A 24559-nucleotide genomic window follows, 5' to 3' on the forward strand; every position below is an offset into this window, starting at 1 on the left:
ATTAATACCCTTCGTTTTGGACCAGCGCTTTGTCTAGGGTGATTTCATCCACCGGCAGCGGCAGCACGTAGCGGCGGGCATCGGTGAGGCCCAGCACGGCCGCGGCCCGGTCGGTTCTCACCAGGTCAAACCAGCGGTGCGGCTCAAAGGCGAACTCTATGCGGCGCTCGTTCTCAATCGCTAACAATAAGGCTGCCTGATCGGTGATGGGAGTGAGCGCGGGAAGATCGGCGCGGCTCCGGACGGCGTTCAGGTCAGCCAAGGCTCCTTCCAGTTTAGTGGTGCCTCCTTGTTGGGCGCGGGCTTCGGCTCGGATGAGATACAACTCTGCGATGCGGATTACATAGGCGGGATCGGTGGCCGGGCTGCGGTAGTAGAGGTTTCCGTACCAGCGTCCATCGGCGGTTTTGGAGACCAGGGCACTGCGGTTCCCGCCAATGGCTGGATTGCTGACCAAGTCCACGAATGCGGTGTTTGGGGCCCATTGCCGGGTGCCGCCATTGGTGGGTGGTTGCCAGTTCCCGCGGTGGCTGTTGGTATTGGCGGCGCTGTAGGCCAGCTCAAACACTGATTCCTGCGAAGCCACCACGTTGTTGGCCCACCATGCCGAATAAGGCTTGACCAGGGTGTAGTTTCCTTCGCCAATCAACTTAGAGGCATATTCCTCGGCCAGAGCCCATTCTTTCTGGTACAGGTGGTATCGCGCCCGCAACGCCCAAACGGTTTTCTGGGTAGCCCTGATGCGGTTGGTGGTGTTGGGCAGCAGTTTCTCCGCTTCTGTTAAGTCTTTCAAGACCTGCGCGTAAGTATCCGCGACCATGCTGCGCGGGATGCCCCGGTTATCGGTGGCGGTGAGGGTGGGTTGCAAGTAAAGGGGCACGCCGCCCCACACCCGCGCCAAGTCAAAGTAAGACAGGGCCCGCACAAAGTAGGCCTCGCCCAGTAACTGGTCTTTCTTGGCCTGGGGAAAGGAAGGTTCCAAAGGCAAGGTAGGCACTTTGGCGATCACGTGGTTCGCGCTGTTGATGGTCTTGTAAATAGAAGACCATAACGTGGAGAGAATGGAGTTATCGGCGCGTACTTCATGGTTCACGAACTGCCCGGTGATGGCCTGCGAGCCGGTCCACTGGATGTTGTCGCCGGACAGGTACCCGATGGACGGAAAAGTGGTGCCATAGTACCCGTTCGCCGACAAGGTGCGGTACATTCCCCTAACGGCGGTCTCGGCGGAGGCGCCGTCCAGGATAGTTTGCTCGTCAGAGACGTATTGTTTCGGCTCCACGTCCAAAAAGCTGTCGCAGGAGACGGCGGTGAAGGCCAGGAAAAAGGCAAGGAGATATTGAGGCGTTTTCATAAAAATCGGCGGAAAATAGAAATTAGAGGATGATGTCAACCCCAAACTGCACCGAACGCGGCTGTGGCGGTGTCCCGAAGTCAAGGCCTTTCACATTCTGGTCATTGGTGACATTGGTCTCGGGATCAAGCCCTGAGTAATTGGTGAGCAGCCACAGGTTGGTGCCCACCGCGTACACCCGCAGTTTCTGGGTGCGCAGCTTAGACGTAATGGCTTTAGGAAGCGTGTAACCCACGGTAAATGACTTCAGGCGCAGGAAAGAACCGTCTTCCAGCAAGCGGCTGTTCTGCTCCAGGCGGTAGTTGTTGCCCACCGTGGTGAAGCGGGGCACATCGGTGATGTCGCCGGGTTTTTGCCATCTTTTGGTTGAATTGGCAAATAATACGCGGTCAGCGCGGGTGCCTCCGGCCATGTCGAAGAACTCGTTCATGTTATAGACCTCATTTCCGTACTGGAAGGTGAACAGCAGCCCGGCGTCAAAGCCTTTGTAGGAGAAATTACTGGTGAGCCCCCCGTAGAAATCAGGCATGGCGTTGCCCATGAGTTGCCGGTCGGCCACGGTAATCTGGCCGTCCTGGTTCACGTCTTCAAAGATCGCGTTCCCGGTTTGCGGGTCCACGTACAGTTGCTTGTACAGCCAGAACGTGTACAGCGAGTTACCCTGCTGCATCCTGAGCCAATCGCGGCTGTAGACATTGATGGGCGAGGCCAGCTTCTCAATCTTGTTCTTGTTGCCCGAGAGGTTGAAACTGGTGCTCCACTGAAAGTCATTGGTTTGCAGGTTCACCGTGTTGATGCCTATCTCAAAGCCGGTGTTGCTCACCTCCCCGGCGTTCTGGTAGTAGGTATTGAAACCGGTGGTACCGGGCAGCGGCAGTTGCAGCAGCAGATCGGTGGTGTATTTGCGGTAGTAGTTCAGCTCCAGCCCCACGCGGCCTTTGAAGAAACTCACGTCCAGGCCGGCGTTCCATTGCTTGGTTTTCTCCCAGCTCAGGTCATTGTTGGCCAGTTGCTGAGGCGCCGTGCCCGGCCGGTCGCCGCTGGGGGTATTGTCTGGGTAGCTGGAGCCTCCGTTCCAGAGCCCGCGGGAAGCGAAGTTGCTGATGCCGTTCTGGTTTCCGGTGGTGCCGTAGCTGGCCCGCAACTTCAGATCCGAAAGGAACTCCACGTCTTTCAGGAAGGCTTCTTCTTTCAATCTCCAGGCCGCGCCTACCGAGTAGAACGTGCCCCACTGATTCCCGCTGGCGAACTTAGAAGAACCATCGGCCCGTACAGAGGCCTCCAGCAGGTATTTGCCGGCATAGTTGTAATCGATCCGGGAGAAGAACGAAGCCAGGCTAGACTTGGTCCAGCTCTCCGAGCCGATGCGCGTGGCCGCCGAGGAAATTAGGGTAAAGGAATTATTGGCAAAGTTGGTACCCTGCGCCGAGGTTCCCGAAGTAACATCGCCCTGGATGGAATTCCCCACCAATACGCCCAGGCTGTGGTCTCCGCCAAAAGCGGTCCGGTATTGCAAGGTCTGTTCATTTACCCAGGTGGTCTTCTGCGTGATAGCCGAAGTCGCCAAGCCGTTGGTAGGCGATGCGCCCAGCAAGGTAAGCGTGTTCCAGTACTCAGACTCGTCATAGTTGTTATAGTCCAGGCCCCAACTGGTCCTGAACTTCAGGCCGGGCAGCAGCTCCGCATCCAGGTACAGGTTGCCCAGGTACCGGATGCTGGTGGTGGTCACGTCATAGTTGTTCAGTAGCACATCCAAGTTGTCCCACGGGCCCCATTTGGCGGGCGTGCCGTCCTCGTTCACTTTGGGCAGATAGGTGGCTACTAGCAACGCCGTCTGGAACATGCCGCCCTGCGGACCATCGCCGGCCCGGGCCTGGTTCCGGAAACTCCGGGAAAGATTGCTGCTGCTCCCGATCTGGATCTTATCAGTGATTTTCTGGTCCAGGTTCAGCCGGATGCTCGCCCGCTCAAAGTAGACAGGCTTCATGATGGATTCCTGCTTGGTATAGCCACCACCCAGGAAAAACTTGGTGCTTTCCGTTCCGCCTTGTACCGACAGGTCATAGTTTTTGAGGGAGGCCGTTCGGAAGATATCACTCAGCCGGTCATAGGTCTGCTGCTCCTCGGGCAAGCCGCGCCCACCTTCTGACCCCGGACGGAAAGGCCGGTTCTCATACGTCTGTTTTAAGGCCGGATTATCCAAACCAGAGTTAATCCAGGCTTCATTGTGGAGCGCGGCATTCTCGGGACCCGAGGCAATGTCCCATACTTTGGGCGTCCAGGCCCAGCCTTGGTATGCATTGAGGTTCACCCGGGGTTTGGTGTTGTACGCCCCGCGTTTGGTGGTCACGATGACTACTCCGTTGGCTGCCCGGGAACCATAGATCGCCGTGGCGCTGGCGTCTTTCAGCACCTCGATGCTTTCAATGTCAGCGGGGTTGATGTCGGCGATGGGCGAAGTGGATTTTCCGCCGGTGTTTACTGTTTGCAGGCTGGTGTTGTTCAGGAACACACCGTCTACAATATACAGCGGTTCGTTGCTGGCGTTGATGGAGGTATTCCCCCTGATCCGGATGAAAATTCCTTCGCCGGGCACGCCGGTATTGGAGCTGATCTGTACCCCGGGCGCCTTGCCCTGCAACTGAGCGTCAAAACTGCCCACCGGAATCTGCTTGGTTTCCTCGGGGTTCACCTTGGCCACGGAGCTGATGAGGTTCTTGCGTTCCTGCGTGCCGTAGCCTACCACTACCACTTCTTCCAGGGCTTTGGTGTCTTCCGTTAAGGTGATTTGAAGATTGGTCTGCGCCCCGTTGAAGGATACTTCCCTGGAGAGAAACCCGATGTAAGAAATCAACAACGTTCCTGTCTCAGCAGGGGTTTTCAGCTGGAAACCGCCGTTGACATCGGTGGTCACGCCAATGGTGGTATTCTTCACCACCACCGACACGCCCGTCAGAGGCTCTCCTTTGGAGGTAGTTACTTTTCCGGACAGCGTGACCTCTGGTTTTCTGAAATAAGACACCCTTGCATTATCTATGGGTGTCGCTTCGGCAGAGAACCGGAAAAGGAAAGGCAATAACAAGACAGCACTGCTGAAACGTAGCAGTTTTTTCATAAGAAGGTGAAAATTATAAAGTAGATAAAGTGGGTAAAGCTGGCCTACCCGCACATTGACGGCATGTGCCTTAAGAGCTTCAAACCCAATAGAAAATCAGAGTAGAGCGAGCATCCGGCAAGCACATACCTCTCCCAGCCCACGTTTAGCTGCTTTTCGGCAAGCTGATGTGGAGTATTGGGGAACAAGAAAGGCTATAAGGATTGGTTAGCTGTTGTACCTGCGGACGCAGCCAAGGGAAGGCAGGTGCCTGTCACGGAAGGGAATCAACAACAACAGCAGTACAGGCTGAACATGCAGAGGGAATGACCTAATGGATAGTGGCTCGGCCTCCATCGGCCCAGGAAGTTTACATCCTCGGGTGGTAAAAGATGACTTTCCATATGCGTAATGTTAGTAAGTGTTTCTTCTTGGCACCTCTTCTTCTACTCACATCCCTTAATCTCTATAGAATTGGTAGACAAATAAAGAAAACCATTTCAATATCACCAAACAAAATCTTCATTAATTAGCAGAATGGCTGTAAACGCAGTGGATTACTTCCCTCATTCTCAACACAAACAGACAAACCTTCTCATTATTTAAACATGAAAGATCCCTGCTCCACAAAGAAAAGATATTCAACAATTAGATAAAGCTCCCGACCCTTGCATCAGTACCTGAACCCAGCGCAGGGTCTATGGCAGCGCTGCCTCCAGCATGGCTTCGCCAAATAAAAGCAAACTGGCCAGGGAAGCGGCCTGGTGCCTGATCTCCCGTAAAGCCGTGGATTCATACAGCAATCCTTTCAGCGGAGGACCTAAAGTGAATAGGTTCTCTATGGGTAGGCCTTCGGCGTTGAGCAGGTTCCCGGCAGGGGTGGCGGTTACGCCCATTTTCAGGTCATCGGGGCAGATCAAACCCTCGCTCAGCAATTGCTGCACCAGGGGATCTTTGCTTTTGGTGTAATCGCAGAGCGGACCGGTGCAGTTGATGACCATGGCAACTTCCAGTATTTGGGTACCGGTGTTGCCCCTCTCCCTGATCTCTGCGTGGACCATTTTCCCGTTGGCGTGGAGGTCCACCAGAGAGGCGGCTTTCACCTCTAGTTGCCCTTTCTCCTGCAGTTGCCGGAGCATGAGGGAAGAGGCAAGCGGCATCCGGTGCCGGTGTATTTCCCAATAGGGTTTCACATGCCTAAGGAACTGTTTTTTCTCCTGAAACGAAAAATTATGCCAGATACCCGAGAGCGAATCCCGCAAGGCATCTACCACGCTGTGCCAGGCATACCCTTCCTGGGCAGCTTTTCTCACCTCTTTTCTGAGGAGTCGCATCGCTTTCAAAGGAGAAAGAGGCCGCTGAAGACGCACTGGAGCCAAAGGGTAAGGCACGGCGTCCACTTGATGGGTCTGCGGGAGCAAGCCATGCCGGGAAACCACGTATATTTTGCCCTGATGCCCTTTCTTTACCAGACTGCCCACCAGATCTACCATGGTCAGGCTGGAGCCCAGCAGCAGAACGGGCGCGTGCGCCGGCAACGCGTTCAGGATTTCCGGAGACCAGGGCGAGGCTTTGTACAGAGGACTCTGGTAAAAGGCTTTGTTGGGAATGGGAAGGTCGGCGGGCGGAAGATTACCAAGTGCCAGCACCACTTTCTGGGCCATTACCTGAGAGCCGTTTCTCAGTGACACTGCAAAAGAATAGTTCTTCCCTCTTTTCTCCACAGCCAGCACCTCCTGAGTCAGCCGCACCAGCCGAACTCCTTTCAACGCATCGGCTTCGGCCACCGCCAGGCAATCCTCTACGTAATCGCCGAAGACACATCGCGGAACAAAAGAGTCTGGGCTTATCGGGTCCGGCAAAAGCGTTGGATAGACGGGTTGGTGCTCCGTTAACCAATCCAGAAAATGATGGGGCATCTCGGGGAACAAGGTCATGCGGGCCGCCGGTACATTCAAAGGTTGGAAAGGCAAACTGCTGCTGTAGGCCACTCCCCGGTGCATTTTCCGGGGTTCCTTTTCTATGAGATAAACCGTGGTGGCCTCCCGGGCCGTTCTCAGCAGGTGGATAGCCGTCAGGGTCCCACTTAATCCTCCTCCCACAATGGCAATGCTTGTATGATCCATTCTAATCTTGTTTAGGGCCTAGTGTAAAGTGCGAAAACGAGTTGGAAGGAGTAAGGAAAAGTAAGCCTAAAGAGTAGTAAGCAAATCAATTATGCGGGTTTGTACCTATACGAGGACAGCCGTAGGGGGTTAGTGAATTTATTCTTATTCAATCCGATTTTCATCTATCCTACCCCACTCTAGCTTCCATCGAACTCAAACGCCCGCCCGGCTGTTTTCAGAGCAAAAGTCTAGAGTTCCATTTTAAGACTGATTTCCTGAAAACAGGCTTAAAACGCCTTTCCCAACTCAGCACTCCGAACTCAAGACTCAGAACTCCTTTTAGTACCTTTGCCCAAAATTGAATCCGTTGACTTCCGCTCCTAAAATCCTGCTCATCACGCCGCCGCTCACGCAGCTGAACACGCCCTATCCGGCCACCGCTTACATCAAAGGTTTCCTACGCGGTCGGGGCTTTGACGTGGCTCAAGCTGATTTTGGATTGGAGTTGGTATTGCGCCTGTTTTCCCGCAAAGGCTTGAACCAGGTGTTCCAGGCCATCTTGGACGGCACTTACGAGCTATCGGATAACAGCCAGCGGATGCTGCGCCTGCGTAAGTCGTACATGGATACCATTGAGCCGGTCATTCGTTTTCTGCAGGGCCGCGACAGCACGCTAGCCCATCCTATTGCTATGGGTTCTTTCCTACCTGAGGCGAGTCGTTTTCTGCAGTTAGCGGATTTAGAGGAAGCCTTCGGAACGATGGGCATCACTGATAGAGCCCGACACTTGGCCACCCTGTACCTGGAGGATTTAGCGGATTTGATTAAAGAGACTGTGTGCCCGCACTTCGGCTTCAGCCGCTACGCGGATAAACTTGCCATGAGCGCCACCTCTTTTGACCCGCTAGAAGAAGAACTGCAAACGACTCCTAATTTGGTAGACCAGATGCTGCTGGATTTGTTAGCCGAACGGATGCAGGAAGTGCAGCCTGAGGTGGTGGGTTTCTCCGTTCCCTTCCCAGGTAACCTGTACGGTGCGTTGCGACTGGCGCAGTTCATCAAGCAAAAGTACCCGCACGTGAAAACCCTCATGGGCGGCGGCTACCCCAACACCGAACTGAGAAGCCTGCGCGAGCCACGCATTTTCAAATACATTGATTTTATCACGTTGGATGACGGAGAAGGTCCGTGGCTGAAGCTGCTGGAGCATTTCCAAGGCCAGCGTTCTATAGAGCAACTGCAGCGCACCTTCTTGCTGCTGAACGGCGAGGTGCAGTACCTCAACGGCTCCACCGATGCCGATATCCCGCACACAGAGGTAGGTACGCCTGACTACAGTGACCTGAAACTGCACGAGTACCTGAGCGTGGTGGAAGTGCTCAACCCCATGCACCGCCTCTGGTCCGATGGTCGCTGGAACAAGCTCACTGTGGCACACGGCTGCTACTGGAAACGCTGCTCTTTCTGCGACATTACCTTAGATTACATCGCCCGCTACGAGACCGCGCCGGCCACGCTGCTGGTAGACCGCATTGAGCAGATCATCGCCCAGACTGGTCAAACTGGTTTCCACTTCGTGGATGAGGCCGCGCCGCCACTGGCCCTCCGTGACTTGGCCATTGAACTGCTCCGCCGGGGCGTGAAGATTACCTGGTGGGGAAACATCCGCTTTGAGAAAACCTTCTCCGCTGATCTTTGCCGCTTGCTAGCAGCTAGTGGTTGTATTGCGGTATCTGGCGGATTGGAAGTAGCCTCTGACCGCCTCCTGGCGAAGATGGAAAAAGGCGTGAGCATTGCCCAAGTAGCTAGAGTGACGCGTGATTTTACCGCTGCAGGTATCATGGTGCACGCCTATCTGATGTACGGTTTCCCCACCCAAACCGCGCAGGAAACCATTGACTCCTTGGAAGTGGTGCGGCAGCTGTTTGAACAGAACGTGATTCAGAGTGGATACTGGCACCGTTTCTCCATGACCGCCCACAGTCCGGTGGGTAAGAACCCTGAGAAATATGGAGTAGTAAAAGTAGGCCCGGAACCCGGCTTGTTTGCTGATAATGACTTGTGGCATGAGGACCCACAAGGAGCCGACCACGAGCTTTTCGGGGCTGGTTTGGCGAAAGCGTTGTATAACTACATGCATGGCATCGGGCTGGAGGAGCCGCTTTCGTTTTGGTTTGATTTCAAGGTTCCTCGTGCTTCTCATCCTAAGAACATGATTGCCCAAGCCGTGGAAGCCATCGGCAAACCGGATTCTGAGAAGCAGAACCTTCGCGTACTGTGGCTGGGTAATGCCCCGGAAATAGAAGTAGTCACCAAAACAAAGAAAGGCCGCACCTTCCACAACGCCCTGCTCACCTTCACGGAGAAAACCGAGGAGTACGAGATCAGAACCTCGCCGGAGATTGGTCAATGGCTGCACCGCTGGCTCACCCGTCTGGCAGAGGATTACGGCACCAAGTTCCTACTGAAAGATATGGCCGCTGATTACCCTGAGGGCCAGATGTTCACCTTCCAGGAGTTCCTGATCACGGATACGTGGCTGGATTTACGGGAACGGGGCTTGCTTGTGGTGTAAAACCTGAATATGGGCTGTTTTCTGGGAAAAAGCCTGTAAACGGTATTGGCATAGACACTCGTAGGACCTTCGGACACTACGAGGTCTTTTGAGCATCTCTATGGGGCGGAAGTAACTTAAAGGAATCTTAAAGCAAGTCACGGAAGTAACTTCCGCGCCATAGAAATAAAGCAGAGTAGATTACTGATTGTACATAAACTGAATCGGGGCTGTTTTGGTGAAAACAGCCCCGATTCAGTTTTATAGTTAGTACTGGTACTCCGCTCTTTTCTGCTCCCATTCATGAAACGGCAGAAAGGTTTCTTCTCTTTCTTCGTCAAAGTAAATCCAACCATTCGCAGCCGTAGACAAGTCTTGTAATGTAGCTATGACATGGGAGGTGAACTTAAGTCTACCGTACTCTTTCATTTCTCCCTGCAGAGCTTTCCATAAATGAAATTCAAGGTCTTTCATCCAAGCAGCGCGATAGGCCTCCTCAGACAAAAAACTCATATACTCAGCCAGGGCACGTTGTGATGGGGTTAAATCAAGAAGCATCTTTTTGGACGACAAAATCCATTACTGGTTGAACAGTTTCAAATACTCGCTAATCGGGCCTAAGCCCATCTCGGCGCGGCGTTTGTCTAAGTTGGCTTCGTCTTCCACTTTGTAGAGCTCGTACTTTTTAGTGGTGGGGTTCATCTGCATCTGGCTGCCATAGAGTTGGGGCAATCCGCGGTTCATGCGCACACGGTCTTCCATGAGGGCCAGGCTGCTTTTGGAAGCTTCGCCTTTGGCAGCGGCTTCGCGCAACAGAGGCAAGTACTTCTCCATGAGTTCACGGTCAGAGTGCTGAATTACCAGGAACGCAGCCTGGCTGGCTTGTTGCCCCACCAGGCTTTTGCCCGGCCAGCCATGTTTCTCTATGATCTCAACTAGTTGTTGTTGGTTGATTTTGTCCTGGGCCTCCATTTTTGCCATCAGGTCTTTCCACTGCTGGGATTCCATGCCGTAGTTTTTCTGCACAGAATCAACCATGGCGCGGTAAAGCTGATCGGTCTCAAGGATTTTCTCCAGTTGGGCTTTCAGGGGTTTGTTGTAGTTGGCTTCCAGTTTGGCGAGCTTAGCATCCAGGTCTTGCACCAGTTTAGCCCAGCGTTTATCTGTGTGCAGGCTGGCAAGATCAGTGTCTTTCTGGAGGTGGCTTTTGTTTTCCCAGCCTTTTGTCACGGCTTGGTTTAGGTAGGTGAAGGCTTTGTTTTTATCGCCGGCCAGAGCCCAGGAACAAGCCGCGTTGTAATAGTCGGTGCTGGTGGCTTTGCCGGTTTTCAGGAACTGGTCATAAAGCTGACCGGAGCCTTTGTAGTCTTTGGCCTGGTACCTGGCAAACGCATCAGAAGCGGTTTGCGCAAAGGCATATTGCCCGGGGCCAAGCAACAGCAACAAGAAGAAAGCGTAAACAAACTTTTTCATGGGGTAGGGTTTGGTGTTTTTCTAAGTGAATGTATGTAGAAAAAGCAGTTCCTACCAGAGTTTAACACTCTTTAACAATTCTGTGCGGTTGTCAACACCTCAGTTTATTTAGACTGAGCGCTGCATGTACAGGTCGCGCTGCACATCCTGCCCTACCACAAAGGTTAACTCGCCCGCCTCTGCAAAACCGTATTTCTGGTAAAACCTAATGGCGCGGTGGTTGCTTTCCCACACGGTGAGCCACACCACATCATGCCCGTTTTGCTGGGCGCGTTCTAAGCTCATTTTCATCAAAGTGTCGCCTAAACCCCTCCCTGTCCAGGCTTGCAGCAGGTACAGACGGCTGATCTGAAATGGCTTTTGGCCGGAGATCTCGGGCGGAGCCGGGGCGGTGTTCCACTTCACGTAAGCCACGGCTTCTCCTTCGGCTTCCACAATCAGGAACTCGGTGTGGGGGGCGGCTAACTCAGCGGCCTGCAATTCCGGAGAGTACATGGTGGGGTGAAACGCTTCCATGTCCTCGGGTTTGTTGTAGGGAGCAAACGTTTCGTCAAACGTGCGCCAACCCAGATCGGCGAGCAAATAAGCATCGGCGGCAGTGGCGGCCCGGAAGGTAAACTGGTCTGAAGGTAAAGCAGGCATGCAGAAATTTTCGGCAAAGGTACAGAGTACAATGCTTTAGTTTTCTGCCCGTTTTGAGGAAAGCAGGCAGAAAACTCCTGCCGGTGAAGCCTAATTTAGACTGCTTCTAAGTGCACACCTGCGTATACTAGAGTTTGATTTCGCAATCCAATCTTATTCATATGTCTAAAGACCATTCCCCTGACCAGTTTCTTCCGGAAAACGAGGGCGGTCAATCCCATTCAGATGCCCGGCGCACCTTCCTGAAGCAATCTTCCATCTTAACGGCGCTGGCCCTTACCCCCACGGCGGCCATCAAGGCGGCTGAACTGAAATTTGAGGAGAAAGTGGCGGCGGTGTTCGAGAAAGTGAACATCACGCTGGACATCAACGGCAAGAAACAGAAGCTAGCAGTAGAGCCGCGCACCACCCTGCTGGACTTGCTGCGCGAGCAGCTGAACCTCACCGGCACCAAGAAAGGCTGTGATTACGGCCAGTGCGGAGCCTGCACTGTACACGTAGACGGGCAGCGTGTGTTGTCTTGCCTCACCTTAGCCGCTATGGCAGACGGTAAAGACATCACCACCATTGAGGGCCTTGCCAACGGCGACAAACTGCACCCCATGCAGGAGGCTTTCATCAAGCATGACGGTTTCCAGTGCGGGTACTGCACGCCGGGCCAGATCATGAGCGCGGTAGCCTGCATCAGGGAAGGCCACGCTGACTCTGACGAGGAGATCCGCGAGTACATGAGCGGGAATCTTTGCCGGTGCGGCGCCTACCCCAACATTGTCAATGCCATAAAAGAGGTTAAAAACGGAGGACACAAAGTATGATACCGTTTCAGTACGTAAAACCCAGCAAGCAGAAAGCGGCCATTGACACCGTAGCCAAAGATGACACCGCCATGTTCATTGCCGGAGGCACTAACTTGGTAGATCTCATGAAGCGCGGCATCATGAACCCTGAAAAGCTGGTGGACATCAACAAACTGCCGCTCCGCAAGATTGAGAAAGAAGACGGGCACGTGCGCATTGGCGCCCTGGCCTTGAACGGGGCCGTGGCCGAAGACAAGCTGATCCTGGAAAAGCACCCACTGTTGTCGCAAGCCCTGAACGCTGGGGCTTCGGCGCAGCTCCGGAACATGGCCACCGTAGGCGGGAACATCATGCAGCGCACCCGTTGCAATTACTTCTATGACACCAACCTGCCCTGCAACAAACGTGAACCCGGCTCTGGCTGCGGCGCTTTGCAAGGCTTCAACCGCATGCACGCCATCTTTGGGCACAGCGACAAATGCATTGCCGTTAACCCCAGCGATATGAACGTGGCCCTGGTAGCGCTTGATGCCGTGGTGCTGGTCTCAGGCCCTAAAGGCGACCGAAGAATCCCGTTTGCGGAGTTCCACCGCCTGCCCGGCGATACCCCGCAAATCCATACCAACCTGCAGAAAGGCGAACTGATTACGGCGGTTGACATACCTGAGCACCCATACACCAAACACGTGAACTACCTAAAAGTGCGGGACCGGACGTCCTATGCTTTTGCCCTCGTTTCAGTAGCCGCGGCGCTGGACCTGGATGGCAGCAACATCAAATCCGCCAGGTTAGCCATGGGCGGTGTGGCGCACAAACCGTGGCGCCTGCAGGAGGCCGAGCAGTTCCTGGCCGGCAAACCCGCCACCGAGGCTTCTTTCCGCCAGGCCGCCGAGATTGCCATGCGTGGCGCAAAAGCATTTGAACACAACCAATTCAAGTTGAAACTAGGCCCTAACACCATTGTACAGGCGCTGAAAAATGCGGCAGCAGCCGTGTAATCCTTCTCACTTTATGAAAGAATATTTCTTCCAAGATAACATGGGCAAGCCCATGGACCGGGTAGATGGTCGGTTAAAGGTGACGGGCGGTGCCAAATACTCTGCAGAATTTGAGTTGCCCAACATGAGCCACGGGGTTCTGGTAGGCAGCACCATCACCAAAGGGCGCATCAAAAGCATTGATACAAAAGCCGCCGAGCGGGCCCCGGGCGTACTGGCCGTTTTGCATTACCAGAATTCGCCTAAGGTGCCGGGCTACGTACAGGCCGCCCACCCCACAGAGCCTAAACCAATCGGGCAACAGCACCGCGTTTTTTATGATGAGCAGGTGTACTTCAATGATCAGCCCATTGCCATTGTAGTAGCAGATACGCTGGAGCGCGCGCGCTATGCCGCCCGTTTGGTGAAAGCGCAGTACGAAGAAGAAAAGCACGCCACCAGCTTTCCTAAACACCAGGGCAAAGCTTTCTTGCCCACGGCCGCTCAGCGTAACCCTAAGCATGGCCTTAACGACTACGTGCGCGGCAAAGCCGATGCGTACAAAGGTGAAAACCTTAAAATAGAAAGCGAGTACGTCATTCCGTCTGAGATGCACAACCCCATGGAGCTGCAGTCCATTATTGCCCATTGGGAAGCGCCTGACAGACTCACCGTATATGACAAAACCCAAGCCGTAATTGGCAGCCAGAACGCTTTTGCCCGCGAATGGAAAATTCCGGTGGAAAACGTAAAGGTGATTGCCACGTTTGTGGGCGGGGCTTTTGGGAACGGTTTGCACACCTGGCCCCACGAGACTGCCGCCATCATTGCCGCCAAAAAAGTAAACCGGCCGGTAAAACTGATGCTCACCCGCGAGCAGATGTTCACCATGGTAGGTTATCGGCCGTTTGCCTGGCAGAAAGTAGGCATGAGCGCTACGCCAGACGGCAAGATCACGGCCATCACGCACGAAGCCATTGGGCAGACCTCTTCTTACGAGGAGTTCACAGAGTCTACGCTGCAGCAGACGCGCATGATGTACACCAGCCCCAACGTGACTACCCGGTACCGCATTCTGCCGCTGGATGTGAGCACGCCTATCTGGATGCGCGGCCCCGGCGAGGCCACCGGTGCTTTTGCGTTGGAGTCTGCCATGGACGAGATGGCGCACGTGCTCAAGATGGACCCGCTGGAATTCCGCCTGAAAAACCACACCGATAGAGATCCTGAGCGCAATTTGCCCTGGTCTACCAAATTCCTGAAAGAAGCTATGCTCATGGGCGCCGAAAAGATTGGCTGGAACAAACGCCAGCTGCAACCCGGCTCCCTGCGCAACGGCGATTGGCTGGTAGGCTACGGCATGGGCGTGGGTACGTTTGGCGCGCACCGCAATAGAGCCTCGGCCAAAGCTACTATGTTTGCCGATGGCAGGGTAGTCATCCAGAGCGCCACCACTGATATTGGTCCTGGTACCGGTACCGTCATGGTGCAGATTGCCGCCGATGCCTTGGGCATTTCGCCGGACAAAATCATCTTTGAACTGGGTAACTCGCTGTTTCCGCCGGCGCCAAGCCAGGGCGGTTCTGCTACGGTGGCCAGCGTGGGCTCAGCAGTGCGGGATGCCTGTATCGCCTTGAAAAAGAAACTGGCCAGCCTTACCACCGGCAACGCCGACTCTGGTTTCCGGAACGCGAAGTACGAGGACCTGACGTTCCAGAACGGGCAGATCTCCCTTACCAGCTCGCCGGGCACCAAGCTCTCCTATACTGATGTGCTGAAACAACAGAAACTACCGGAGATTGAGGTAACCGAGGAATCAAGACCCAGCAACGAGGAGCGGCAGAAGTATTCAATGTACTCTTTCTCCGTGCATTTTGCCGAGGTACAGGTGCACCAGCTTACCGGTCAGGTTAAAGTGACCAAGGTGGTTACCTGCGCCGATGCCGGTAAAATTGTGAACAAGAAAACGGCCGGTAACCAGATGATTGGCGGGGCCGTGGGCGGCATTGGCATGGCCCTCACCGAAGGCGCTGTGATTGATGACCGTTTCGGGCGGTACGTGACCAAGGATTTTGCGGAGTACCACATTCCCGTTCACGCCGACACCCCTGACATTGACGTGGTCTTTGTGGATAAACCAGACTTCATCAACAACGCCATGGGTACCAAAGGTATCGGAGAGATTGCCATCATTGGGGTAGCCCCAGCCATCACCAATGCCATCTTCAACGCCACTGGCAAACGCATCAATGAATTGCCGGTTACGCCAGATAAACTGATTTAAGGACTTCCTTTATACACAGAAAAGCCGCTCTACAAATTGCAGAGCGGCTTTTCTGTTTTATGCCTGTTTTCTGGGAAACGGGCTTAAATCAAGATTATTAAAAGTTAATACCGATAACCGGGAAAATACTTGATGTCTAACACCATATAGTCTTCATCATGACCGGTGTTGCTCATAGTATCACCGCCATCGTCTACTATTTCTTTAACTTCAATGATTCCATAAACCACCCATGAGGTATCAAAAGGATAACGAGCTTTGAAAACATACACGTCACCTACCTGAACATTCTCTACCGTACTTTCATCAGGACCATACTGTCTCATGGCTAAAGCAACCTGATTGGGTTGGGTCCAGTTCTTACCACCAGCCGGAACTTTCACAAAGGTAGCCTGTCTGCCGTCATTTCTTTCACCAGAGGTAAATGCGTGGTAAAACTGGTTATCAGACCAACTTCTGGGAGAGTAAATGTTCTGAACCAAGGCAAAAGGCGACCTCCCATTTTCATCTACCAGTGCCTGCCGGGGAAATTCACCTATCCTGAAATCAACTATACTGAGCGAATTAGCTGAGTTACCCCAGTAGTTGTACAGTTTCATGCCCTTGTATACCAGTGGCTCGGCAATGGTCAATCTTATTTCAGGGGCTTTGCCGGTAATTGGGTCTTTGTAAATGGTGCCGTCCTCCTCCTGTGCTTCTACGGTCAGGACAATGTCTTCTCCGGGCTTGGCTTGCAAAATGTAACTGTTCACCAGGTACTCAAGCGTGTACTCGTTCATCCATACTCCATTCTGCTGGGTAAGCTGGCCACTACCCACCATCAGGGGCCATTCCCGCCCCCGTAAGTTGTCATACACTTTGAAGTCTTTTATTCCCTGGTTTGTCTCAAACCTGAAGTTGTACCGAATGGTGTCACCTGAATAAACCCGCATGTCCGTGGCCGGACGGTCTTTAGGCAGGTACCCGTTATTGGTGTACTTGGAGAAAACCACGGTAGAAGTTAAGGCCGAATAAGGAGCTGGTGCCGGGTCCTCCTCATCAGAACAGGAAGCCATCAGGAACGGGGCGGCAAGCAGCCAGAGCAAGTGTACTAGTTTACGCATAGGGTTTAGTAGGTAAGGAGTAGGTTCTGTTCGCCAGTTTCACTCTACCCAACTGCTTTCCCTTGCGCTCCTGGCCGAACTTGAACTCTTCAAACAAAGACCAGGCCAATCCTTTAAACCCCTATCACCCAGAAATATTTATTAAGCAACATAGGGGTAAATCATTGTTTTATAGTCTGTTCTGAAAACCAGCCAGTAAACCCCCATGTTACGCTTCTTTTTTCTTTTAATCCTGACTGCCATAGCTCATTGCCTCACGTACGGCCAGGACGGCCCCGAAGCTTCTACAAGGACAACCCCTACCCAAACTTCCACCACAATCATCGTTCCTGGTGATTCGCTCAGTACCTCTCCATCCAATCAGCTTGAGGTTGGCAAGTGAGCCACCTTCCTCCGCCAGTGGGCAGAGCGTTTTAAGCTTGTTTTTAGAAATGAGGCCTTAAACGGTTTCTATAAAGGGAACCAGGCTGTGTATTCTGCATTCGGTCACCAGAATACCCGCTTTGAAAATCGTAGTGGTCCTCTAAGCCAGAGCAGAAATAAGAAATCCTGTTTCGGGGCTGGTTTCTGAAAATCAGCTCTGAAACAGGATTTCTATTGATAAAAAACGAGCTACTTAGTCGCGTTTGCTCTTGAGCAGTTTGCGCAGTTCAGCCAGTTCATCGCGGTATTTGGCGGCTTGCAGGAAGTCCAACTCTTTAGCGGCGGCTTCCATCTGCTTCTCGGTTTTCTTGATGACTTTCTCCAGCTCGTCGCGCTTCATATACTGCACCACCGGATCGGCGGCCACCGACATCAAGCTCTCGTCTGGTCCAGCGTATACCTTCGGCTCTCTCTTGTTGGAATCTGCCACGGAGGTTTGTTCCATAATCGCCTCTTTGGACTTGTACACCGTGCGCGGGGTAATGCCGTGCTCCAGGTTGTACTCCATCTGCACGGCGCGGCGACGGTTGGTCTCGTCAATGGCGCGTTGCATGGAGCCCGTGATTCTATCGGCGTACATGAGCACCTTGCCGTTTTCGTTACGGGCGGCCCGGCCGATGGTCTGGATCAACGACCGCTGATCGCGCAGGAAACCTTCTTTGTCGGTATCCAGAATGGCTACCAAGCTTACCTCCGGCAAGTCAAGACCCTCGCGGAGCAGGTTCACGCCTATGAGCACATCTATTTCGCCTAAACGAAGCTCGCGCAGAATCTCCACCCGCTCCAAAGATTTCACCTCTGAGTGGATGTACTTCACCTTAATGTTGAGGCGCTCCATGTATTTGGTGAGTTCCTCGGCCATGCGTTTGGTCAGCGTGGTCACCAATACGCGGTCTCCGGCTTTGATGCGGTTATCTACCTCGTCCAGCAGATCATCAATCTGGTTCTGGCTAGGCCGAACTTCGATTTCCGGATCCAACAAACCGGTTGGCCGGATGATCTGCTCTACAATCACCCCTTCTGATTTCTGGATCTCGTAATCGCCGGGCGTGGCACTCACGAAGATGACCTGGTGCATGAGGCTCTCAAACTCATTGAACGTGAGCGGACGGTTATCCATGGCCGCTGGCAAACGGAAACCGTATTCTACCAGCGCGGTTTTGCGGGAGCGGTCACCGCCCCACATGGCGCGTACCTGCGGCAAGGTGGCGTGGCTCTCATCAATCACCATCAGGAAATCATCGGGGAAGTAGTCCAGCAAACAGAACGGACGGGCACCGGGAGCCCGGCGGTCAAAGTAGCGGGAGTAGTTCTCAATACCGGAGCAGTAACCCAGTTCCCGGATCATCTCTAGGTCAAACTCAGTGCGCTCTTTGATGCGTTTGGCTTCGTTGTCGCGGCCTTCTTTGAGGAAATACTCGTGCTGGGCCACCATGTCATACTGAATCTCGCTGATGGCCTGGTTCAACGTGTCTTTGCCCGTCACGAAGAGGTTAGCCGGATATAGCGTGATGCCTTCCTCATCGGCAATCTTCTTGCCGCTCTGCGGGTCAATGCGCTGGATAGACTCAATCTCATCACCCCAGAAATAAATTCGGTAGGCGAAATCGGCGTAAGCCGGGAAAATGTCTACGGTATCACCCTTCACCCGGAAAGTTCCACGTGTGAACTCCACCTCGGTGCGGCTGTACAGGATAGACACGAACTGATACAACAGGTTATTGCGGCTCACCTTCATGCCCGGGGCCAGCGGGATCACGTTCTTCCCGAACTCCTCTGGGTTGCCAATACCGTAAATACAGCTCACCGAGGCTACCACAATCACATCGCGCCGGCCAGACAACAGGGCCGACGTGGCATGCAGACGAAGTTTCTCAATTTCTTCGTTGATGGCCAGGTCCTTCTCTATAAATACATCTGAAGAAGCAATATAGGCTTCTGGCTGGTAGTAGTCATAGTACGAGATAAAGTACTCTACCGCGTTATTGGGGAAAAACTGCTTGAACTCACCATACAACTGGGCAGCCAAGGTTTTGTTATGGCACAACACCAGTGTTGGCTTTTGCACCTGCTGTACCACGTTGGCCACGGTAAAGGTTTTACCGGTACCCGTGGCACCAAGCAGCACCTGGGCTTGCTCCCCGTTGTTCACGCCCTCCACTAGTTGGGCAATGGCGCGGGGCTGGTCGCCGGTAGGTTTGAATTCTGATGTGAGTTGAAAATTCATGTACTACAGATTACAATCAAAGGTAACGTTTTATAACATTAGCTTTAGCAATAGAGTTTAGCACTTGGCTAAATAAACTAGCGTTTTGCCTCTATTTTCTTTAAACCAAACAAAAAACGCCGCTTTAACTAAAGCGGCGTTTCTGGATATACATAGTTTTATCTTGGTTCTGATTTTAATCTTTCCAACAGCAGGTGATTCTCAGTGAAGTTTAGTTGCAGGAGCTTTCGCTTACGGTGAGCACTTTCACGTGCGGGTAAATGATTGGGATAAAGCCCGGGCAATCTGGTGCTTCTTTTGGATCCAGCGGTCTCATGGTAATGTATAGCTTCTTACCGGGCACCTGATACAGATGGTGTAAATCAAAAGTGTTTACATATACCGTATCATTGTCTGGCTTGGCTCCTACCATACTGGCAGCCGAGGTATCTGTGATACCCAAAACAGTACCGCACCCTTGGTCAATGACTACCGCCGGATAGCATTTGGTGACCTCTTCTTCCTCTTTACAGCTCCAACATGCAATTGCGGCGGCTAAAACCGCAAAAGCGAATCTACCTCTTTGCATTTTCTCTATATGCTTTTGTCTTTAAGTATTAAAATTAAGCAATTAAATGTTTAAGGCAATACCAATGCATTCTTTTTCAGGCTTTTGTCAGCCAACGCTTTCTGTGCCTGCTCCTTTAAGGAAGTAATCATGTTCTCTTCTTTTTCACTGACAACATCTTTGATTTCTTCCTTCAGCCAAAGAGAAGCACTACCCACATACAAGGGAACAGAGAAAATCAGCGCCCAGGTTCTTACCACTTTGGGGAGAGAGTAAGTCTTGTTCATGGTTGAAAAGTACTTGGGTAAAATAATTGCTGAATTAAGTAGACCTAAAACTGAAGGTCTACCCCTATTCAGGTTATGAAAATAATTTAAAATCTACTTAGTCAAGCGCCATCTGCCCCCAATGTTCACCCCTAGTTGATAAGGGTTTGCCTGTTGCTGATTCTCCCGCACCATGGGTGAAAGAGAATAAACAAATTCAGGGGCCACCAGAATACTCATTTTCCTGGTCACATCGTATCCGAGCCCAATGGAGGTAGAAGTAGCCCACTGCATGGTCCGGAAAGGGGAATCTTTGTCATTAAGACCGTACCGGATGGCTTGCACCTGGTCTGTCTCTGGCATGATACTGTTCTGTACCAGCACATTCATGTTAATGCCACCGGAGATAAGAGCATATGCTTTCTTCATATTAAGCCGGTATGCCACCCGTACCGGCAGTCCTATCTGCTGATACTTATATCTTGTACTGTACTGGTCTGTAGGACTCACATAAAGGGGCTGCGCCGAAGCATCTGTTTGCAGCACGTTGGCCACTAAAGGCGTACTCCTGTTAGCGGCTCCACTGTAGAAGTTTCCCGGCATGTTGGCAGCAGTTGCCCCTCCTCCGTAAATCAGGTAGGAATGGGTAGTAGTGGCTTCGGTTTGCGTGTACATGACACCGCTCTCAATCTGCCACTTCTCATTAATCCTGTAGCTTGCCCCTACTGAGGCTGAATAGGAATAAGCAGGTTTATAGCTGTCATTGTATTCCTCCACCGCCTGTTTATACTGCTGATACGTCTGAGGCTGCGCCAAAGAAACATCTTCGGTCATTGGAGAGCTATTGCCAATTTTAACCGGTGCATAAGAATATTGGGGACTATACGCCATGGTAACACTCCAACGGTAGAAATCTTCTTGTCCTACGCCTTTCTTTGCGGGTTCATTTGCCGGTTGGGCCTGTGCTAACGTTGAAGCTTCGGTTTCCTTCTGCACCATGATACTTTTTTTAGGGGCATCCGCTAGAGAATCTCCCTTGGCAGACAGTATTCTGGATATAGCGTAGCTATTGGCTAACTCTCTGGAGAATGGTTTCCCAACCTCGTCCTGAGACATAACTGCCTTCTCCCCTTTTTTAGTACGTTCTATTCCAGCGGCCTCATCAGTGACAGTAGATTGTTGGGCCATTCCGCTGGTAGAGGCAGGCGCTGAAAAAGTTCTTCTGGCTTCAGCAGAAACCCTTTCACTGGCATACACAGTTTGTGAAGTGCTCCTTGCCGCAGAAGCGATCTGTCTATCTTCGTTTTGGGGCTTGTTTCCAGAAAAGGGCTCAGAAACAGGCTCTCTTTGTTCTGCTGGCTCCTGATTTTTGGGGCTTGAACTAGCCAAGCCTGCATTGCTTTTTGCTCCCTTGAAATCAGCCGGAAGGCTTTCACCTGCTTTTACCTGCTCAGAAGCCAAGGAACTTCCCTGCCCGGTTAGGCCTGTGTTCTGCTGCCAGAGAATCACTCCTGCAGATAACAGGAGCAAAAGGAAAGCCGCCGCGATAGAACGGTACCAGAGAGCCTGCTTCTTGTACCGGTGTAACTCATGCAGTTCCAGTTCCCTGTCTACGTTTTCCCAAATGCGCGAAGGCGGTGGGGTTTCTTTTCCAGCAAAGCCACTCCGGAAAATATCTTCCACAGACTGGCCTTTCTTATCCTCAGCCGGAGACTTTTTCATGGTATTGCTGATTTAGCCGCAACAACGCCTGCCGTAAGCTGGCGCGGGCGCGGGAATATTGTGACTTAGAGGTACTCTCAGTGATGTCTAACATCTCCCCAATCTCTTTATGGGAAAAGCCTTCAATGGCGTACAGGTTGAAAACCGCCTGATATCTGGGCGGCAGCTCCCGTACCAACTGCAGCAATTCTTCATAGCCAATCTGGCTATCAATCCCGTCTTGCTCAGAGGCCTCGTCCCATTCTTCTTCATGTTCGGTTACCATCAAATGCCTGTTACTGCGCTGGTGTTTTAAGGATGTGTTGATCACAATGCGCTTAATCCAGAACTCCAGCGGGCAATCGCCTTTGAAGCTTTTGAGGTACAGGAACACTTTCACAAATGAGTCCTGAAGAATGTCCTCGGCCTCAAAATCCGTACGGGCGTAGCGTTTGCTCACGGCCAGCATCTTGCCCGCATACTTTTGGTACAGCAAGTGCTGGGCTTCCCGCTTACCGGCTATAGCCCGCTTGATGAGGTCTTCCTCAGTAGGATCTTTTGACTTTAGAATCTTCAAAGGAGGGTCATTATAATGATCTTCTACAGCTAAGAGTACCGCCAGCCACCAAAGGTTGCATGGCTATTTCAGCAGAACCAAATAATTTTCTCCGCTGCTGGTACTACCTTCAAGACAGATACATGCCCCAAAACCCTTATTCTGGAAAAGGAGAACGGAAATTGGCTACTGTTTTAAGCGGGTTTTCCTGAAAAGAGCTCAAAAACAAGTTAGCTGTTCCAGATTTGCCAGGCTACTTCGGCCTGCAGGCAAAGCATTTCGTACCCGTTGATGGTCTTGGCCCCCATTTCTTTGCCGCGCTTCATGAACAGCGTCTCGGCTGGGTTATACACCAAGTCATACAGGTAATGGTGGGAAGAAAGTAAATGGTAGGGAATATCTGGTGCCTCGTCTACCTTAGGATAGGTACCTACCGGGGTGGTGTTGATGATAAGGGAAACAGAGGAAATTACGCTGGGGGTCAGTTCCTGGTAAGTTAACCCACCCGGCCTCTTCTCTCTGGAGACTACTTTGTAAGAAATGTTCAGGTACTCCAAAGCCGCCTTTACCGCCTTAGCGGCCCCACCGGTACCCAAAATCAAAGCCTGAGACTGAGAGTAACAATGGTAGAAATTCTGGAGTGACTGCATGAAGCCCTGGTAGTCTGAGTTGTGACCAATGAGGCGGCCGTTCTCAAACTTTACCACGTTCACTGCCCCAATCCGGGCTGCGGCAGGTTCCAATTCATCCAGAAACGGAATGACTGCCTCTTTGTATGGAATGGTCACATTGAGCCCCCTCAGGTTAGGATGGGCCTTTAGTAATTGGGGAAACTCAGCAATAGAGTCCAGCTCAAAAAGATGGTAAACGCTATTGGCTATTCCTTCAGACTGGAACTTCTCTGTAAAGTATTTCTGAGAGAAAGAATGACTGAGTCTGTACCCGATCAGCCCGTATTCATTTTCCATAAAGCAATGTAGGGTTGGCTTCTGCCTATTGCTGTCTTGGACTCATTTTTTGTTTTACCAACTCAATGATTGGCGGAATCACCGAGATAAGTATAATCCCGAAGATGACGAAGGAGAAGTTCTTTTTCACGGCCGGAATGTTCCCAAACACAAAACCTGCCACGGTAAAACCTACTACCCACAACAACCCTCCAATAATATTGTAGGAGAGGAACTTTCCGTACTTCATGGTTCCCACGCCGGCCACAAACGGCGCAAACGTACGGATGATTGGAATGAACCGGGCAAAGATGATGGTCTTACCCCCGTGCTTCTCATAGAAAGCCTGTGTCTTCAGCAGATACTCGCGTTTCAGGAATCTATAGTCCCGCCTGAAGACCTTCGGTCCGAAATAATCCCCGATCAGGTAATTCAGCGTATCTCCCAAAAAAGCGGCTATAAACAGCAGCACCAGCAGAACCCAGATATTCAAGACCCCAGTAGCTGCGAAAGCACCGGCGGCAAACAGAAGGGAGTCACCGGGCAGGAAAGGCATCACTACCACACCAGTCTCAACAAAAATAATCAGGAAAAGGATGGCATACGTCCAAGTTCCGTAATCAGAGATAATCTGACTCAGGTGCTGGTCCAGGTGCAAGAACAGATCGATGAACTGGCGGAGTAACTCCATAACGGGTGTAACTATAGTAGTGGGTTAGATCAATTTATCTAACATTCCTTTGTCAAGGAAATGGGTAAAAGTATCCCCTCTCAGACCTAACCGAATGGTCTCCAACGGCACAATCTCATTTGGAGCTATATTTCCTAAGTTTACATTAGCTCCAAGCAGCTTAATGAAAAACACTTGCTGGGCTTTTTGCGGAGCCTCCCAAATGATTTTCTCAAAAGGAATTTTGGTCAGGATTTCTTCTACCAGACCGCTTCTAACCTCGCCGGTAGAACGGAAGAGCCCTACGTTACCCGACTCTCTGGCTTCACCAATCACTTTCCAGGCACCGGCATCCAGTTCAGCCTGCATAAGGCTGATCCATTTGTAAGGAGGGATGATTTTCTGGTCGTCTTTGGAACCAACCTCAGAAAGTACCGTGGCTTGCTCTGCCAAGGTGCGGATGTACTTACACTTCAGTTCATGGTCCATTTCAATGGAACCATCAGAAATCTCAGCAAAGTCAAGGCTATACTTATCCAGTAAGCGACGATAATCTTCAAACTGGCCCCGTACCACAAATGCTTCAAACAAGGTGCCCCCGAAGTACACCGGAATCCCCGCCGATTTGTAGATGGCTATCTTCTGATCAAGATTTGGCGTGACAAAGGAAGTTGCCCACCCTAATTTTACAATGTCTACGTACTCTCCGGCAACTTCTACAAAATTCTCAGTTTCTCTAAGGCTAAGGCCTTTGTCCATGGCCATGGTAAAACCGCTCTCTCTTGGTTTAGAAGTGCGTTGGGGGAGGTGGGAAAGTTCGTAATTCATGTAAGCTT

19 protein-coding genes are annotated in these 24559 nt (G+C 52.1%); 4 read left to right on the forward strand and 15 right to left on the reverse strand.

Annotated elements, in window-relative coordinates; all coding sequences use genetic code 11:
• Position 1 precedes the first annotated feature (1 nt).
• From JT719_RS10545 to JT719_RS10555, 3 genes are all read right to left on the reverse strand, one after another.
• Entirely contained in the window at positions 2–1354 is a 1353-nt protein-coding gene (locus tag JT719_RS10545) for a RagB/SusD family nutrient uptake outer membrane protein (RefSeq protein WP_207432967.1), read from the reverse strand.
• Between the two features lie 22 nt (positions 1355–1376).
• The gene (locus JT719_RS10550) at positions 1377–4469 is read right to left on the reverse strand and encodes a SusC/RagA family TonB-linked outer membrane protein (protein WP_207432968.1); all 3093 of its coding nucleotides are present in this window, start codon (positions 4467–4469) and stop codon (positions 1377–1379) included.
• 677 nt (positions 4470–5146) lie between these two features.
• On the reverse strand, positions 5147–6574 hold the full coding sequence (locus JT719_RS10555; protein ID WP_207432970.1) for an FAD/NAD(P)-binding protein: 1428 nt from the start codon (positions 6572–6574) through the stop codon (positions 5147–5149).
• Between the two features lie 340 nt (positions 6575–6914).
• Between JT719_RS10555 and JT719_RS10560 the strand changes: the two genes are divergently transcribed.
• Positions 6915–9131 (forward strand): B12-binding domain-containing radical SAM protein, encoded by a 2217-nt coding sequence (locus JT719_RS10560; protein ID WP_242693129.1) that lies wholly within the window; start codon positions 6915–6917, stop codon positions 9129–9131.
• Positions 9132–9377: 246 nt separating this feature from the next.
• On the opposite strand, the gene JT719_RS10565 is transcribed toward JT719_RS10560, so the two are convergent.
• The 3 genes from JT719_RS10565 to JT719_RS10575 form a co-directional block, all read right to left on the reverse strand.
• Positions 9378–9668, reverse strand: coding sequence for a hypothetical protein (locus JT719_RS10565; RefSeq protein ID WP_207432971.1), 291 nt, complete (start codon positions 9666–9668; stop codon positions 9378–9380).
• A 21-nt stretch (positions 9669–9689) separates the two neighbouring features.
• On the reverse strand, positions 9690–10583 hold the full coding sequence (locus JT719_RS10570) for a DUF6624 domain-containing protein (protein WP_207432972.1): 894 nt from the start codon (positions 10581–10583) through the stop codon (positions 9690–9692).
• Between the two features lie 108 nt (positions 10584–10691).
• Positions 10692–11225, reverse strand: coding sequence for a GNAT family N-acetyltransferase (locus tag JT719_RS10575; protein ID WP_207432974.1), 534 nt, complete (start codon positions 11223–11225; stop codon positions 10692–10694).
• Between the two features lie 161 nt (positions 11226–11386).
• Here JT719_RS10575 and JT719_RS10580 point away from each other — a divergent pair, with 161 nt between their 5' ends.
• From JT719_RS10580 to JT719_RS10590, 3 genes are read left to right on the forward strand one after another with little or no spacing between them, the layout of a single operon-like run.
• Positions 11387–12040, forward strand: a complete 654-nt coding sequence (locus JT719_RS10580) for a (2Fe-2S)-binding protein (protein ID WP_205501646.1) — start codon at positions 11387–11389, stop codon at positions 12038–12040.
• On the forward strand, positions 12037–13020 hold the full coding sequence (locus JT719_RS10585) for an FAD binding domain-containing protein (protein WP_205501645.1): 984 nt from the start codon (positions 12037–12039) through the stop codon (positions 13018–13020). Before JT719_RS10580 ends, JT719_RS10585 begins: the two co-directional genes overlap by 4 nt.
• Before the next feature lie 13 nt (positions 13021–13033).
• Positions 13034–15283 (forward strand): xanthine dehydrogenase family protein molybdopterin-binding subunit, encoded by a 2250-nt coding sequence (locus JT719_RS10590; RefSeq protein ID WP_207432975.1) that lies wholly within the window; start codon positions 13034–13036, stop codon positions 15281–15283.
• Between the two features lie 104 nt (positions 15284–15387).
• Here JT719_RS10590 and JT719_RS10595 read toward each other — a convergent pair whose 3' ends face one another.
• The 9 genes from JT719_RS10595 to JT719_RS10635 all read right to left on the reverse strand — a co-directional run bounded on the left by JT719_RS10595 (position 15388) and on the right by JT719_RS10635 (position 24551).
• Complete coding sequence (locus JT719_RS10595; RefSeq protein ID WP_207432977.1) at positions 15388–16386, reverse strand: hypothetical protein; 999 nt, start codon at positions 16384–16386, stop codon at positions 15388–15390.
• A 616-nt stretch (positions 16387–17002) separates the two neighbouring features.
• The gene (gene uvrB, locus JT719_RS10600; RefSeq protein WP_207432978.1) at positions 17003–19036 is read right to left on the reverse strand and encodes an excinuclease ABC subunit UvrB; all 2034 of its coding nucleotides are present in this window, start codon (positions 19034–19036) and stop codon (positions 17003–17005) included.
• 211 nt (positions 19037–19247) lie between these two features.
• Complete coding sequence (locus JT719_RS10605) at positions 19248–19604, reverse strand: hypothetical protein (RefSeq protein WP_207432979.1); 357 nt, start codon at positions 19602–19604, stop codon at positions 19248–19250.
• A gap of 50 nt (positions 19605–19654) precedes the next feature.
• Positions 19655–19870 (reverse strand): hypothetical protein, encoded by a 216-nt coding sequence (locus JT719_RS10610; protein ID WP_207432981.1) that lies wholly within the window; start codon positions 19868–19870, stop codon positions 19655–19657.
• Between the two features lie 93 nt (positions 19871–19963).
• Complete coding sequence (locus tag JT719_RS10615) at positions 19964–21571, reverse strand: outer membrane beta-barrel protein (protein ID WP_207432982.1); 1608 nt, start codon at positions 21569–21571, stop codon at positions 19964–19966.
• Complete coding sequence (locus tag JT719_RS10620; RefSeq protein WP_242693130.1) at positions 21552–22127, reverse strand: RNA polymerase sigma factor; 576 nt, start codon at positions 22125–22127, stop codon at positions 21552–21554. Before JT719_RS10620 ends, JT719_RS10615 begins: the two co-directional genes overlap by 20 nt.
• A 209-nt stretch (positions 22128–22336) precedes the next feature.
• Positions 22337–23074: a shikimate dehydrogenase family protein gene (locus JT719_RS10625; RefSeq protein ID WP_207432984.1), complete on the reverse strand. Its 738-nt coding sequence runs from the start codon at positions 23072–23074 to the stop codon at positions 22337–22339.
• A 25-nt stretch (positions 23075–23099) separates the two neighbouring features.
• Positions 23100–23744, reverse strand: a complete 645-nt coding sequence (locus tag JT719_RS10630) for a DedA family protein (protein WP_207432985.1) — start codon at positions 23742–23744, stop codon at positions 23100–23102.
• A 24-nt stretch (positions 23745–23768) separates the two neighbouring features.
• On the reverse strand, positions 23769–24551 hold the full coding sequence (locus tag JT719_RS10635) for a phosphosulfolactate synthase (RefSeq protein WP_207432986.1): 783 nt from the start codon (positions 24549–24551) through the stop codon (positions 23769–23771).
• Between the last annotated feature and the right edge of the window lie 8 nt (positions 24552–24559).

The organism is Sabulibacter ruber, assembly GCF_017355955.1.
Taxonomy (GTDB): domain Bacteria; phylum Bacteroidota; class Bacteroidia; order Cytophagales; family Hymenobacteraceae; genus Nibribacter; species Nibribacter ruber_A.